This is a genomic window from Vibrio splendidus, from assembly GCF_024347615.1.
Lineage (GTDB): Bacteria > Pseudomonadota > Gammaproteobacteria > Enterobacterales > Vibrionaceae > Vibrio > Vibrio splendidus.
Genome location: NZ_AP025509.1, coordinates 1,685,903 through 1,700,694, shown reverse-complemented (window position 1 = coordinate 1,700,694; position 14,792 = coordinate 1,685,903). Strand labels below are relative to the sequence as shown.

General features: G+C 45.1%; 13 protein-coding genes. 6 read left to right on the top strand and 7 right to left on the bottom strand.

Annotated elements, in window-relative coordinates; translation table 11 throughout:
- From OCU90_RS24710 to OCU90_RS24690, 5 genes are all read right to left on the bottom strand, one after another.
- The gene (locus OCU90_RS24710; RefSeq protein ID WP_061021248.1) at positions 1-1,512 is read right to left on the bottom strand and encodes an ABC transporter substrate-binding protein; all 1,512 of its coding nucleotides are present in this window, start codon (positions 1,510-1,512) and stop codon (positions 1-3) included.
- An 82-nt stretch (positions 1,513-1,594) separates the two neighbouring features.
- Complete coding sequence (locus tag OCU90_RS24705; RefSeq protein ID WP_061021246.1) at positions 1,595-2,446, bottom strand: ABC transporter ATP-binding protein; 852 nt, start codon at positions 2,444-2,446, stop codon at positions 1,595-1,597.
- Positions 2,443-3,201: an ATP-binding cassette domain-containing protein gene (locus tag OCU90_RS24700; protein ID WP_061021243.1), complete on the bottom strand. Its 759-nt coding sequence runs from the start codon at positions 3,199-3,201 to the stop codon at positions 2,443-2,445. Before OCU90_RS24700 ends, OCU90_RS24705 begins: the two co-directional genes overlap by 4 nt.
- Before the next feature lie 201 nt (positions 3,202-3,402).
- Positions 3,403-4,737 carry an MATE family efflux transporter gene (locus OCU90_RS24695; protein WP_061021241.1) on the bottom strand — a complete coding sequence of 445 codons (1,335 nt, stop codon included), beginning with the start codon at positions 4,735-4,737 and terminating at the stop codon, positions 3,403-3,405.
- A 245-nt stretch (positions 4,738-4,982) separates the two neighbouring features.
- Positions 4,983-5,852, bottom strand: a complete 870-nt coding sequence (locus OCU90_RS24690) for an AraC family transcriptional regulator (RefSeq protein ID WP_061021239.1) — start codon at positions 5,850-5,852, stop codon at positions 4,983-4,985.
- A 115-nt stretch (positions 5,853-5,967) separates the two neighbouring features.
- On the opposite strand from OCU90_RS24690, the gene OCU90_RS24685 reads away from it, so the two are divergent.
- The 6 genes from OCU90_RS24685 (at position 5,968) to OCU90_RS24660 (ending at position 10,404) form a co-directional block, all read left to right on the top strand.
- Positions 5,968-7,116 (top strand): aminotransferase-like domain-containing protein, encoded by a 1,149-nt coding sequence (locus OCU90_RS24685; RefSeq protein ID WP_017082999.1) that lies wholly within the window; start codon positions 5,968-5,970, stop codon positions 7,114-7,116.
- 154 nt (positions 7,117-7,270) lie between these two features.
- Entirely contained in the window at positions 7,271-7,606 is a 336-nt protein-coding gene (locus OCU90_RS24680) for a 5-carboxymethyl-2-hydroxymuconate Delta-isomerase (protein ID WP_055319204.1), read from the top strand.
- A gap of 73 nt (positions 7,607-7,679) precedes the next feature.
- Complete coding sequence (locus tag OCU90_RS24675; RefSeq protein ID WP_061021237.1) at positions 7,680-8,111, top strand: GNAT family N-acetyltransferase; 432 nt, start codon at positions 7,680-7,682, stop codon at positions 8,109-8,111.
- A 268-nt stretch (positions 8,112-8,379) separates the two neighbouring features.
- Positions 8,380-9,369 (top strand): oxygen-dependent tRNA uridine(34) hydroxylase TrhO, encoded by a 990-nt coding sequence (gene trhO / locus OCU90_RS24670; protein ID WP_061021236.1) that lies wholly within the window; start codon positions 8,380-8,382, stop codon positions 9,367-9,369.
- Positions 9,370-9,525: 156 nt separating this feature from the next.
- Complete coding sequence (locus tag OCU90_RS24665; RefSeq protein WP_009846137.1) at positions 9,526-9,783, top strand: YdcH family protein; 258 nt, start codon at positions 9,526-9,528, stop codon at positions 9,781-9,783.
- 96 nt (positions 9,784-9,879) lie between these two features.
- The gene (locus OCU90_RS24660; protein WP_061021232.1) at positions 9,880-10,404 is read left to right on the top strand and encodes a GNAT family N-acetyltransferase; all 525 of its coding nucleotides are present in this window, start codon (positions 9,880-9,882) and stop codon (positions 10,402-10,404) included.
- 44 nt (positions 10,405-10,448) lie between these two features.
- Here the strand turns inward: OCU90_RS24660 and OCU90_RS24655 are convergent, their stop codons facing one another.
- Both OCU90_RS24655 and manA read right to left on the bottom strand, forming a co-directional pair.
- A complete protein-coding gene (locus OCU90_RS24655) occupies positions 10,449-13,364 on the bottom strand; it encodes an alkaline phosphatase family protein (RefSeq protein ID WP_061021230.1) in 2,916 nt (971 codons plus the stop codon).
- A 202-nt stretch (positions 13,365-13,566) separates the two neighbouring features.
- Complete coding sequence (gene manA, locus OCU90_RS24650) at positions 13,567-14,772, bottom strand: mannose-6-phosphate isomerase, class I (RefSeq protein ID WP_061021228.1); 1,206 nt, start codon at positions 14,770-14,772, stop codon at positions 13,567-13,569.
- Between the last annotated feature and the right edge of the window lie 20 nt (positions 14,773-14,792).

Sequence of the window (14,792 nt, the reverse complement as noted above, 5' to 3'; positions counted from 1 at the left end):
TTAGTTAGCCTGTTTCGCTTGTTTGATCTGTGTAGTTTGGTCAACCAAGCGACGCTCACTTGGGTCACGAACCACATTGCTCACGCGCTCGCTTTCACCTTGAATCACGCGTTCGTGAAGCAGTGGAATAGCAGCGAAGTCGTTAAGGATTTTTTGCTCAGCTTCGATGATCGCTTGCTGACGCAGTGCACCTAGTGGTTGCAAATCAGCGTGAGTCAGCGCTTGGTCTACTTCTTGAGAGCAGAATTGACCAAGATTGAATGAACCCTTACAGCCAAAGTCACTCATCATGTAAGCCACTGGATCACCCGAATCTAGAACGGTTGCACGAGAAAGGATGAACGCATCAAACTTGCCTGACAGTGCATCGTTTTCAATCTGAGCGTATTCACGGATATCCAGCTCAACCTTGAAACCAGCCGCTTCAAGTTGTTGTTTAAGCAGTGCTGCTACTTCTGGAAGCTCTGCACGATCGGTAAAGGTACCGATAACAATGCTTTCGCCGTTCGCTTTGAGAGTCTTGTCGATTGCCTGACCTTCAGGTCGAATTGGTTCAGCCCAAGCAAGAGCAGGACCTAATAGACCTTGTGCGATATCCGCGTGGTTCTCATAAACGGTATTCACGATTTGCTCTCGGTCTACCGCAGCCGCCGCAACCTTACGCAAGTTAATATCGCTGAATACGCCTGACTTGTTATTTAAGTAAAGCGTATTGGTACGAGGCATCGCCACTTCATAAAGTAGGTTCGGATCAATGGTCGCGATTTGTGAAACGGGTACTGCTTCAACGATGTCTGCCGTGCCTGTTCTTAGAGCTGCAGCACGAGCAAAACCGTTAGGGACGTATTCTGCAATCACAGATTCAACTTGCGCTTTTTCACCCCAATAGCCATCAAAACGTTTCAGTTTCGCACTTGTTGTACCGTTAATTTCAGTCAACTCAAACGGTCCTGTACCTGCACCCATTGGGCTAACACGGCCATCTTCTTGGTAAGCACTTGCTGCAAGAATCGCTAATTGAGGGCTTGATAAACGGCTTGGTAAAAGAGGGTCATCAAAGCTGGTCTTGATCTCTACGCGGTAGTTGTCCATCGCTTTCACTTCGAGATCGACACCATCTAGAATGCGTGGCTTCGGTGCCGCCTCAAGCGCTTTCTGCAAAGAGTTCACTACGGATTCTGCGGTTAATGTAGAGCCATCGTGGAATTTAACGCCTTGGCGAATCGTGAACTGCCAGGTCAGTGGATCAAGATGTTTCCAATCAGTCGCTAGCATTGGTTCTGCTTCTGAGATTGGGCTCAAGTTCACTAACGTTTCAGCCGTGCTCCAACGTGATAGTTTGAACGCGTCATCAGAAAGTGGCGATAGGCCCGTTCTTGGTGGCTGCATCATCGCAACACGAATTTCAGATTTGACCGCCGCATCGCTCGACTCTGGTTGAGAGTCAAAACAGCCCGTCAAAGGCAGAGCCAACGCAAGCGCGCAAGCCAGTTTGATTGAATTAAAACGCATAGTTATTTTTCTCTGTAAGCTGTGTTGTGTTAATAAGCAGTATTTCGTTAATAAGCAGTATTTCGTAATAAATAAGGTTGTGTTAACAAGTAGATTTCGAAAGTGGCTGAGATTCGATCAGCAACTGAGTCGCAGGATGAGCAGGTGTGCTCATCACTTGAGGTGTCGGTCCATGCTCCACCATCTCGCCATGGTCAAGAACCAGAATTTCTTCACAAAGCGCCTTTGCCGCACCGAGATCATGCGTCACCAAAACGATTCGCATGTCGCGCTTATTCTTCAGTGAGTTAAGTAAATCCAGCAACCTTTGACGGTTCACAGGGTCAAGGCTGGCAGTCGGCTCATCGGCCACCAACACTGCGGGTCTAACGACAAGAGCCCGAGCGATAGCCACACGTTGAGCTTGGCCAGTAGAAAGCTGACTAGGTTTCAATGAGAGCAAACTGGCAGGTAAGCCCACGTCCAATAGCGTCTCTTCAATAATGCTTTCATGATTACCAGAAACGTCTAAGTTGCTTAGCGGTTCGGCTAAGATCTGTCGAACGGTATAGTAAGGGTTGAGACTGGTATGAGGCTCTTGTGGTACCAACTGGATCAAGCGACACACCCTTGCCTGCGTTTTGCTATTGCGAATCGGCAGCGAATGGCCAAATAGGCTGATTCGGCCAACAGTCGGTGATTTTAGGCCAAATAACAGCTCAATCAGTGTCGATTTTCCGGCACCAGAACGGCCAACAATGGCTAAGCTTTTGTCTTCAACATTGAGGTCGATGTTCTGTAGCGCTTTGAACGCCTTACCACCCTGCCAACTTGGCACTGAGTAATAATGAACTCCGACATTCTCGAACTTAATCTCGATCGGTGTTTGTGTTTCTGAATCTATCACTGGCATTAACGGCGAGACTTCTGAATTTAGTGGTAAGGTCGGGCTCATTCGATTAAGTCTCTCAATGAACAACAGAAAGCGTGAGAGCTTGATTCAAGCGCATGTTTTGGTGCGCCGTAAGCCACCACTCCACCATCATCGATGACCAACAACTTGTCACACGCTAATGCGCTGTGCAGGTCATGCGTAATCAACAAGCCACCGATTTGTCGCTGTTTAACATTGTCTCGAATCAGCTTAAGTATCTCTTGCTCTGTCACCGGATCTAACGCGCTGGTTGGTTCATCGGCGATGATGAGATCGGCGTTACTCAGCAAGCCAATCGCAATACAAATCCGTTGACGTTGCCCTCCCGAAATTTGGCTCGGATATAACGGCAATATGGTTTCAGGGTTAGGAAATCCAAGCCGCACTAACAATTCAGTGAGTTTGATCTTATCTTGTGATTTAAGCTTAGTGCGCGTCCCCGTCAATGCCAAACTGAGTTGACCTTCAATGGAAACCAGAGGATTTAATGCTTGAAGCGCATCTTGAAAGATAACTGCGGGGCGCTGTGCTGCGGTTCTTTGCAACATAGGCAAGCCACATACTGCATCGCCAGAAAGAGAAATATGGCCTTCAACCTCAACCGTATCTGGCAGAAAACCCGCAATCGCGCGTGAAAGCATCGACTTACCAATGCCTGATGGACCCATGATCGCCAACAGCTCTCCTCGATATACATCGAAATGAATATCTTGAAAAAGTGTTCTCGAAGAGGTTTTGATCGTGAATTGGTCAACAGACAGAAGTGGGGTGTTCACGCAGATACTCATAAATGGATGTTATAACATAACAACTCTATCATTAAGCCTACATGATGAAAAGCGAACATTGAACCGTATCGCATTTTATTTGCTGTTTGATTGACCATTTTTACTAGGTCATTAGATAGAAAAAGCGCCCTTAGCATACTGCTGTCAGGCGCTTTCAAAGCTACTGGCAAGAACGACTGTGCTTCTAACCTAATGACACGCCGCGGATGCACCTTCTGTTGGAAGACACTTCTGCTTAACTTGTGCGATGAACGGATACAAGAATGCAATACGTCCAAGATAAAACAAGGTAAACGCCAACCACAAACCATGATTGCCCCACATATCGATTGATAATGCCTGTACCGCTAAAAATACCAACAAAGTAGCGATGCTAGAGTCCCTAACCGGACGCGTGGTACCCGTTCCGGTAAAGATGCCGTAAACCGTTAAGCCAAAGCCAGACACCAGCGGGAACACAATCAACCACGGAGCCATCTCTTGATATAGAGCGACAAGCGTTGGGATATCGGTAAACAAGAAGACAATGCTGTCTTTGAATACCAAGGTGAGGAAGGTCAGTGCGGCAATAAAGCTCGCCGTCCATTGGAAGTTAAGTCTTAATACACGATTCAACATTGAAGGGTTTTTCTGACCTACCGCTTTACCCGCGAACACACTCGATGCATTGGCAATGCCGTCAAACATGTAACTGACAATGAAGGTCACCTGCATCAAGATCGCGTTAGCAGCCAGAACATCGGCACCCAGTTTAGAACCAGTACGCGCCATCATGTTGAAGAAAACTAAAATACAGATGGTACGAAGTAAGAGATCAGTATTTGAAGAGATGATTGTCGATAGGTCTTTCTTGGTCATCTTCGAACCTTGTAGGAACTCAGAGATCGAGATATTGCTGGTCTTAATCACCAGTGTCATACCAATAGCGAAGGTGGTGACTTGTGCAATCAAACTTGCGTAGGCCACACCCGCAACACCCAAGTCGAAATAAAGTACAAACACCGCATCCAATACAATGTTCAACACGTTACCAAACACTTGTGTGTAAAGAACTTCTTTGGCTTTCGCCTGCCCCATTAACCAACCAATAATGGTGTAGTTGAGCAGTACAAAAGGTGCACCATAAATCAAAATACTGAAGTAGATATGCGCGTGCTCAGCCACTTTCGCTTCAGGTTCTATCACCCACATCGCGCCTTGCCAGATGAGTGGTTGTATTAAGATAAAGATCAAACCCACCAAACCAGACAATACGAACGGACGCATCAAGCTGCCCGCTAAATCAGAACGATTCCCTTTGCCCAGTGCCATCGCACTTTGTCCCGTGGTACTAACACGGAAAAAACCAAACAGCCAATACATGGTGTTCATAATGATGGTGCCGATCGCCACGCCACCAATCAATTCAGCAATGCCAAGTTGCCCAATTACAGCGGTATCGACAGCACCAAGCAGAGGCTGTGTCACCGTAGAGATGATGAAGGGGAAGGCGATTTTCAGATAATCTTTATGGGTAATGGTCATATATTCTATCGAGTGATATTAAGAATTATTTGCAATTAGAACGGAATGCTATCGCTTAATCCGTACGTTGTCATTAATTACTAAGGTAAATTATCAACAAGCTTTCTCTTCATTACATCACCAACATAAGATGCCTTTCAGCCATTGAGTGAGCAAATTAGCCACAACAAATGAGTAAAGCCACGCTCGATAAAAAACAACAAAACCAATTACCGAGCCAATTCATTAGTTAGCCTGATAAAGGCTCAGTAAAAACTCACAGGGAGGTAGAAATCAAGCTCAAACACTTCATCACTATTGAGAAAATGGTTCCGATGATAATGCACATACGCAGGAGTCGAACGCTGTTTGAAACCAGAAGCCGGCAACCATTTTTCCAATACCATACTGATCTGTGGTAGCAGCTCACCATAACGACCATTAAGTCGAAATACGGCATGCAAACCGCCTGGAATCACCATTTGGTTCACGACACTGCGATACTTAATCGGCTCATCAATCGCGATGCACGCTACATAACGACACTGATCCATTTCAACCCAAGCAGGGTTAGAGTGATGCAAGCCGAACTGACTCGAAAAATCACGCTGTTCAGAGTTCGCCCATGCTTTCAATATCAACCACGCATTACGAATGGATCGGTTATAGCCAGTATGTCGAACATAAGCTGCCATTCGGTCTGATACTTCAGCAATTTTAGGTTCCGGTAACTCCCGCTGCGACACATTCAAATAGCCTGCCGCCACTTCGGGATCTTTCAGGTAAGGTTTTTCTGCAATCTGTAAATCATGCTTACGCCATTCTCCGGGCGACATATTAAAGGTCGCTTTAAATGCTCGGCTAAACGAAGACACAGAGCTAAAGCCACATTTATGGGCGATCTCAACCACAGACGAGCTGGTATCGAACATCAATTGATTAGCCGCATACTCCATTCGAGTGCGTCGAATGTATTGATGCAACGACTCCCCAACCACACTTTTGAACGTGCGATGAAAGTGTTGCTCTGAATACGCAGCAATCTCAGAGAGCGCTTTTGCCGACAAAGGCTGACTGATGTCTTGGTGAATATGGAACAAAACATCATTGATTCGGGATATGTGTTGTCGTGACATCGTTCAAATAGCATAAATGGACATGTTTAAGAGCATAAACGGACACGCCAGTTTTTACAATTGCCGTGTAATATCAAGCGATAGAATAAAAACGATAAACGACGAGACACAACACATGGAAATCGCACAGTCATTACAACAGATTCAATCTTCATACATTCGAGAGATCCTCGCAGCCGCAAGCGATCCTAATGTTATTTCGTTGGCCGGTGGTTTACCCGATGCGAAAACATTCCCTATCGATTTAATGAAGCCTACGCTAGAAAACCTAGCGAACATGCCTGAAGTTTTCCAATACGGCTCGACCGCCGGTTATGGCCCGTTGCTTGATCACCTAACACAAAGCTACCAATTGCCAGAATCTCACACGGCAATGATTTGTACTGGCTCTCAGCAAGGTTTGGATTTGATTGCGCGTGCGTATGTTGACCCGGGTGATGTGGTTGTGATGGAAGCGCCAAGCTACTTAGGTGCGATGCAGGTGTTTGGCCTAGTTCAAGCAAACATCGCTACCGTGTCTCAAACTGAATTTGGCCCGAACTTAGATGAACTGGAAACATGCTTTGCCGAGCAAGCGCCAAAAATGTTCTATGCCGTGCCTGATTTCCACAACCCGACCGGTGTGTGCTGGGCAACAGAAACTCGTCAAAAAGTGGCTGAGCTGTGTATCAAATACAACGTGGCATTCATTGAAGATGCACCATACCGTGAGCTACGTTTCACAGGTACGGAACTGCCGTTGGTTTCTTCGTTCTGCCCTGATAACTCTATCGTTCTTCGTTCATTCTCTAAGATTGCATCGCCAGGTCTACGTATTGGCGCGGTAACAGGCAAACGCAGCTACCTTGAGCCACTGATCAAAGTGAAACAAGGCGCTGACTTGCACTCAAGTGTACCCATGCAAGCGCTGCTTGTCGGTCTTCTGAAACATGAAGACTTCAACGTACATATGGAAAACATTCGCACACTGTACAAGTCTCGTTATGAAGTGTTGTTTTCAGAGCTAGAAAAACAACTGCCTGCAGATTGTGTGTTAAAAGCCGTAGATGGCGGGATGTTCATTTGGGTTGAGATCCCAGAGTGCGATACCTTCGAATTAGCTAAGACTTTGCTATCGAATGGCGTCGCGGTTGTACCAAGCCCTGTATTCTATCCAAAGGCTGATGAAGCTAAAGCTGCACTGCGCTTAAACTTCACCAACGCCAACCCAGAAGAATTAACAGAAGCGGTGAAACGCTTAGCGGAAGTACTTAACCAAGCGTAATCGCTGACGATACTGACCGCTTTGGTGATAGCCTGATCGGCTTATTGCCGAGAAAGCCGCAACGAATCAGCATTAAGGGCCAATGTCATTCTCAACAAGAGAGTCACATTGGCCTTAATTTTAGGTCGCTATAAAACACAGAAAGGACTTCAGTTTGCCTCATTGTATTATCGAACACTCATCCACTATTGATGGTCAGCAACTCAATCAGAAAGTGTTTCTCGGCGCGATGGAATCTCAGTTGTTCTCACCAACAGGAGAAGACATCAAAGTACGCAGCCTTGCCTACCAGCATTACCAAACTGGTGAAGTAAAAGAAGACTTCGTGCATGTCTCTGTGCGTATTTTGTCTGGGCGTAACGAAAGCATTAAAACGATGCTCTCCAAGTCCATTTTGGATCAATTACTGACTCTTCCACTATCCAATGCTTCGCTGACCGTAGAGATCATTGATATAGAGACAAGTAGCTATTCAAAAGCCTTAGTTTAAAGGCAAGTCACAAACGAACAGCCTCTCAAATAGAGTGTTTTCAAAGCATTAGTTAGACAGCATGGAGCAATAAATGGAAGTGGTGATTGGTAACAACCCTGAATTGATAATGAAAGTACAATCCATTCGTCATCAAGTCTTCGTTGTTGAACAAGGCATACCGCACATATTGGATCTTGATGGGCTCGATCCTGTCTCACATCATGCACTCATCACCGATGAAGATAATTTAGTCGCGACTGCACGCTTGCACATTGATGAATCAGGACGCTCAACTATGGCGCGTGTTGCTGTTCTACAGCCTTATCGAGGATCTGGTATCGCATCTGAAATTGTCACGGCACTTCTAAAACATGCCTCTGAACATGGTGCTAAAGTAATTGAAATCCACGCCCATCAATACCTAAAGAATTACTATGAAAAGTTTGGCTTTGAGTTCATTCGTGAAGTAGAAATCGTCGGGGAACACCAGCTCATTGAAATGAGATACAACATAAGTTCGTAGCCAAATATTCAATAAACAACAAGATATCACTACTTATCTGAGCTAAAACTGCTTATCAAATAGCTACCACCTCCACACACCTAAAACCACACTGGTAATAATGCTAAATAGCCCTACTTTTGGTTGGTTTTTGTCCTTCCTTGGCTTGGTTATACTGCGGCGGATTTTAATTAGCCAATATGGGCAAACCTGAGTAAATCGAACTCAGTCTGTATCATAAAAGGCAACCGCTCTGGATTTACGTTCCAGCTCGCAGAAAGGAAAAACCATGTCTCAATATGTTGTATGTGCTTTGTATAAATTCGTAGCACTTGATGATTACCAAGAAATTCGCCAGCCACTCACTGACGTGTTAGAAGCTAACCAAATCCGCGGTACTTTGCTACTTGCGAATGAAGGTATCAACGGCACCGTTGCAGGTAAGCGCGAATCTATCGACGCTCTTCTTAAATGGTTCAAACAAGATTCTCGTTTGGCTGATGTTGTTTACAAAGAGTCGTTCAACGAAGAACAACCATTCAACCGCACCAAGGTTAAGCTTAAGAAAGAGATCGTAACCATGGGCGTTGAGGGTATCGACCCACGCCACGTTGTCGGCACTTACGTGAAACCAAACGAGTGGAACGCTCTGATTTCTGATCCTGATGTAATTCTGGTTGATACCCGTAACGACTACGAAGTGGACATCGGCACATTCAAAAATGCTGTAAACCCAAACACAGAAACCTTCCGTGAATTCCCTCAATACGTTGAAGAAAATCTTGATCCTAAGAAGCACAAGAAAGTTGCGATGTTCTGTACTGGCGGTATTCGTTGCGAAAAATCAACAGCCTACATGAAAGAGCAAGGCTTTGATGAGGTTTACCACCTTGAAGGCGGCATTCTTAAGTACCTAGAAGAAGTACCAGAAGAAGAGAGCATGTGGGAAGGCGACTGCTACGTATTTGACGGTCGTGTTGCAGTTAACCACCAGCTAGAGAAGAGCGGTTACGATGTGTGTAACGCATGTCGTTTGCCAATCACTGACGAAGACAAAGCGTCTGAGCACTTTGAGAAAGGCGTAAGCTGCCCTAAGTGTGTTGATAAGCACAGCGATGAGCAGAAAGCGCGTTTCCGTGAACGTGAAAAGCAAGTTCAACTGTCGAATGCTCGTGGCGAAACCCACGTAGGCGGCGATGCTGCTCACCTTATCGATCAACGTAAGAAAGAAAAGCTTGCACACAAAGAGCAGCAACGCTCTGGTAAGAAAGCGAAGTAGTTTTTAATATTACTAAAATAACAAAGGGCATCAGCGAATCCATAATGGAACGCCAATGCCCTTTTTTGATCCTGTTCTCGCTTTGTGTTTTGAGCCACATTTCTTTCGAAAAATTACTTCTATACTGTTAATAATTCGACTAGAGAGGAAGTGCCAATGCTCAATGAAAACCATGCCTTTATCTTAGATTTCCCAGATCTTAAATTAGACATTGTTCAGCTAAACCACGACGACGAAAAATTCAAAGCAGACATGCAGAAGTACCACCAACTTGACTACGACATCCGTCAGCTAGAAATCTCTGGCAGCCCTATCGATGACGACAGCATGCACAATCTCAAAGTAGAACGCATGGAGCTAAAAGACTCGCTACACAAACAGCTCACGCGCCACCACGCACTTAAGATCGTATAGAAAAATCAGTCCAAGACTTTATTCTAAGCCATGCATCACGCATGGCTTTTTGGTTTCATCACATCGCAAATCTAAGCTAATTCGGCTTCTTCAATTATGTTACTGTTTGCTTATTCAAAGGCGTTTGATAAGGAAGCGGACACTGTGGCAAGACAAGAAGAGAATATACAATTCCAGCTCGTTTCAAATTCTGAATTCGAAGAACGGTTTACGTGTGTTAAACAAGGTCTTTTCATACACGTAGATAACGTTTTCGTGTGGGACGACGACTTCCAACGTAAGCGACTTTTAAACGATTACCACCCCTCTTGGTTTCATTGGATATACCGAGGAGAAGAGAGGATTGGACTTGTGTGTTTTAAGCCTTATGACAACGCATACCATATTCATCTGCTGATCATTTTCCCTCAAAACCAAGGCCGCTCACTTGGCAAGCAAGTCATGACTCTCATACATAAGAGAGCCACGGAAGAGCGACGTGAGCAAGTCACCTTGTCGAGCTTTAGAAGTAACACTCGCGCCATTAGCTTTTATCGTTCACTTGGCTACCGAGTTGTTGATGAAGGAGATGATGATTTTGTGGGATTGGCTCTCAACCTAGCTAACTCTCAGCCTCGCTAACCATAGAGAAAATACAGATAGCGAGTAGGTAGAGAGCGTTTACTTTAGCGCGCGCTTGAAATATCTAATTTCTCAATCAACGACGGAAAACCCCAACCGTTCTCGCCTTCGACCACAGGTTCTCCGGTCAAATACTCAAACAGCGTTGGCGCTAAAGATCCGTTAGCTTCGATTTTCAATTGCTGAGACTTATCGCCAATTGGCGCTCCCCAGAATCCGATGAAGGCATCTTTCTCTAAGTAATCCTCACCAGCATGACGCCCCGGTACCTTGGTGTTGTAGCCAATTCCCGCTTTAGGGAACAAGTTAACCGTGCCAGCCCTATCTTCAAGGTAGATATTAGACAGTTGATTCACTGAATCTGGTCGAGGTGTTGGCTGCGTCAATGAAGTCCACTCAGCACTGCTACACCACGTTGTCACATCCGCTTTAACCGCTCGGTTAATACACTTGTCGACCAATTGAGAATATTGTGAAAAATCAGCTTCGCTTGGTGATGCTAGGTATGGATTTAACCTTTGCGTATTGAGCAAAATCGGCGCTCGATTGTCTTCCAATGACTCATAGAAAAGCTTGTCACCTTCACGTGTGATCAATTCATCGACCCGTTTTAAATCACGGTTGCCAATCACACGAACAGCGCAACGTTGTTGATCACATGTGCTTTCTCTTACGACCATATAATCAAGACTTTCAGGCAAGCGTTGCGCTATCTGATTAATGATGTCTATGTTCTGACCAGCTGACGCTGCAATCGGAGACCACTGCGTGAGTTCTTGGTAAACAGGCTGAACCTGCCACCCTTGAGCCGAATTAAAGAAATCCATCATGAAGTTACCACCAGCCGTCGAGGCGACCACCACATCCAATTCTTTCGAGCTTGGGTAGCTTAGGGCATTGGTGATTTTAGGTCCTTCCCCCTCGTCTGAAGATATTTTCTTAACCACAATTGGATACTCTAGCTCTGCTTGTAAGCCTTCGAATACCTGCTTTTCGGGGTTGAGCGCGTAGAACACTGGCGTTAAACCATGATCTCCTGCCATGCCCCATAGCGTTTTATCGTAAACGCCGGCACTGCGGTAGGTCGCTTCAATCTGGCGAATCCAATAGTCCAGTCGGTTAAGCTCTCCAGTCGGCATCAGAATTTCGTCACTAAAAGGACCGGTAAAGTGTGCGAAGTGATCCGGCCATGGATTATAAACCAAGGTGTAGTCGGGCATCCCTTTTCCATCTAACTCGGCAAACTGAGTAATCAATTGTTTAACCTGAGCTCTCTTTGAAAACTTAGTGAAAAAATCAAAGCCAGATATAGACTGATACGCTTCAATATCTTCAATCAAGGCTTGACGCTTTTCTTGCAAAACCACTTCGACTTCTGAACGTTCTTGAAGCTCTTTAACGCAGCGTTTCTCACCATAATCACGCAGTGACTCACCCAAACCTAGGTTTACTAGCCCATCGTAAGTGGTGTGAGCATTCCAATCATATTGAGCGTTGCAGTTCAGCGTTTTGAGGTAATCAAGGCGATCAAACATGGTTTGCACCTTGTTGTTTGCCATCAACACATCCAGCTGTAGGGCATCATTACCGAAGAAGTAATACGCTCGGTCGATCTCTCGGTCAACAAAGTGGAAATTAGGGATACCAGTGCCACCTTGCCCCGATACTTTTGCGCCCGTTTTAATGATCGGTAGGTTGCGTACGCTGATCGTCGGAGTAGAAGAGATACCCACTCGGCTTATATTATTTCGATTCTCTTGATAAAGTTTTTTGAAGAACGGAAGATAATTCGGATCACGGTAGGTTTGTTCTGACAGAACTTCCATGAACCTCACCTGTTGTTGGTGTTCAGGTTCAATCACTTTTTCTAGCTGAGGTTTATATTGCGCTCGGTTTTTATGATTCTGATAAGCAACCGAAATGAAAGGTGAATTTTCATCGACCAAGCCTTCGAGCAACCCTTGCTGTAAACCATCGACGGTCACTTGGACCGCAAAACGTTTGTGCTGTTGGGATTCTAAGAATTGTATTAGCGCATCAGGCTGGTCACTGAACGCTTGTTGCATCCAATCATCGAGCGCTTCTGCACGTTCTTCTTTAAACACAAACTGTCGGTAGGCTTTAAGCAAGTTTAAGCGTACAAAATCAATGAGAGTGATGGTAAGGGCTTGTGCTTTGTTATTCGGCTTATCAGCGTTTTCTGGTTTGCCATCTTCTGCAATCGCTAACATTGCAGACTTCATGTCACCCTCATCCATTCCCAATGCCGCTTTACCGATCAAATCAACGATGATCGGTTGAATCTGAGCGATGATCGCTAGATCTTCAGGGCTATTGGTTAAGTATGTGTAATTCGCAGGGAGCGTGTCCATATCCTGCCAAACACCAATTTCGAATAACGCATCGTAGATAACCACCATGTTAGCAATGAACTGTTCATCGATACGAATACCTTCATGATGTCCCGTTGCTTCAGTCGAGGTATCTGGCTCGTGATGCTCTGAGGTTGGCTTATCTCCAACATGATAGAGGCTATGTTCAAAGCCCTTTAGCGCCTGCTTATCATAAACCGTCGACAAGTAAGATTTGAACACATCTTCACTGCCCAAGCCTGAATAGCGGTCGTAATAACTATAGAGAAAATAACCCAGAGGAATTGAGTACGTCGGGTTAGATAACTGAGCAACGACTCTGGCTTTTGTTTTGACATCTAAAGGGAGAGCGAGAATATACGCATCTAATGTAACGCCACCAATCGTGAAAAGAGCTGCATCACGAGTGAGTTTGGCTGAATAACTTAGGCTTGAAAGCACCTCATTTTTCAACACTTCACTGGAGCTAAAAACGCCACCAATGACGGGCGTTGTTGATATATCAGCGGCACTCGGAGCTGACGTAACCGCCAACGATAAGACACTGAATAAACTGGCGTAACTGCGAACGTGAGAATAAGAGCTCATCAAATTTCCTTTAGATCAACACACTTCTATAAATGCGACTTATTGTTTCAGTTTGCATTTATTAGTCAACCTATGAAAACGTTTGTTTTCTGATTCGAAGAGCTCTTATTGTTATGAAATGTTCATTCTTACTAATATCTCTACGACTTTACCGCATACCCAAAGCCCGAAAGCTTTCTAATGTTAGACGACAGCTATTCCCCTAATTAAACGCCCTAGCCACTCGCCCGTTGCTGCTCAATTCATAATGGCCAATATAGGCTGGGATAAATACCGATTGCCCTTTAGTAAGGGTTAAATGCTCACCTTTCTGACTCATCAACGTTAAATCATCGTCTATCGCCATTAAAATTTCAGCACCGCTTGTGATGACTTCTTCTTGATGAGGGCGATGAAAGATATTGAAATCAAAATCACTGACAGGAATATCATAGTTATCACATTGCCCCAGTTTTGAGGGCGCCAACAACAAGCGTTCGAACGGAATTGGCGTGAATTTTGTGCAGGCGACTAACTCAGCGACATCAATGTGTTTTGGCGTTAAACCGGCTCGGAGCACGTTGTCTGAATTTGCCATAATCTCAAGCCCGGTTCCCTTAATGTAAGCATGCGGAGTGTTCGCATTCAAATACATAGCTTCACCTGGCTTTAGTGTGATCAAGTTAAGCAGCAGAACACAAAACAAACCGATATCGTTCGGGTACTGATGGCTAAGCTCAGTAACCAAAGCAAACTCAGCTTGGTCTTGATGAGATGCTGCGTAAGTCAGAAGTTGCTCTAATGCTCGGTGTTTACGTTGGTCATTTAGCGTTAGCAGATCGCGGAAAAATGCTTCTAAACCTAGAGAATCAAGGTGGTTACCAAACTCTTCAACCAAACCAGCCAGCTCGCTCGAATCCAACTTTCTGAACAGACCTAATATTTCATCGAATTCTCGAAAGCCATTCATCGCTTGGTATTCAGTGATCGCGTAAACCAATTCAGGTTTGTGGTTAGAGTCTTTGTAATTACGGTGCCCTGCGTTTAGGGGGATTCTTGCTTGCTCTTCTCTAGCAAAGCCAATTTCAGCTTGGCGCTTGTTTGGGTGAACCTGAACAGACAAAGCTTTTTCTGCAGCCAAGATCTTAAACAAGAACGGCAGTTCACCGAACTCCTGCGCAATATCGCTTGATAGATAAGCGGGTTTATTCTTGTTAATCAGCTCAGAGAGAGGCACCAAATGTTGGTCAAGCTTAACCATTGAGCAACCCTTCGGATGCGCTCCCATCCAAACTTCCGCTTGCGGCTCTTGTGTCTCATTCTTAAAGCCAAACAGCTCACGTATCGAAGAAATGCTCCCCCATGCATAATTTTGGATGGTGTTTTCCATTGGGAAAAATGAGTGTTCTGAGAAGTGACTGAGTGACATGGCGTTTTCCGTAGTGAGCT

Coding starts and splice junctions, on each gene's coding strand:
- OCU90_RS24710 (WP_061021248.1), bottom strand. CDS start 1,512: ATGCGTTTTAATTCAATCAAACTGGCTTGCGCGCTTGCGTTGGCTCTG.
- OCU90_RS24705 (WP_061021246.1), bottom strand. CDS start 2,446: ATGAGCCCGACCTTACCACTAAATTCAGAAGTCTCGCCGTTAATGCCA.
- OCU90_RS24695 (WP_061021241.1), bottom strand. CDS start 4,737: ATGACCATTACCCATAAAGATTATCTGAAAATCGCCTTCCCCTTCATC.
- OCU90_RS24690 (WP_061021239.1), bottom strand. CDS start 5,852: ATGTCACGACAACACATATCCCGAATCAATGATGTTTTGTTCCATATT.
- OCU90_RS24685 (WP_017082999.1), top strand. CDS start 5,968: ATGGAAATCGCACAGTCATTACAACAGATTCAATCTTCATACATTCGA.
- OCU90_RS24675 (WP_061021237.1), top strand. CDS start 7,680: ATGGAAGTGGTGATTGGTAACAACCCTGAATTGATAATGAAAGTACAA.
- trhO (WP_061021236.1), top strand. CDS start 8,380: ATGTCTCAATATGTTGTATGTGCTTTGTATAAATTCGTAGCACTTGAT.
- OCU90_RS24665 (WP_009846137.1), top strand. CDS start 9,526: ATGCTCAATGAAAACCATGCCTTTATCTTAGATTTCCCAGATCTTAAA.
- OCU90_RS24660 (WP_061021232.1), top strand. CDS start 9,880: ATGTTACTGTTTGCTTATTCAAAGGCGTTTGATAAGGAAGCGGACACT.
- OCU90_RS24655 (WP_061021230.1), bottom strand. CDS start 13,364: ATGAGCTCTTATTCTCACGTTCGCAGTTACGCCAGTTTATTCAGTGTC.
- manA (WP_061021228.1), bottom strand. CDS start 14,772: ATGTCACTCAGTCACTTCTCAGAACACTCATTTTTCCCAATGGAAAAC.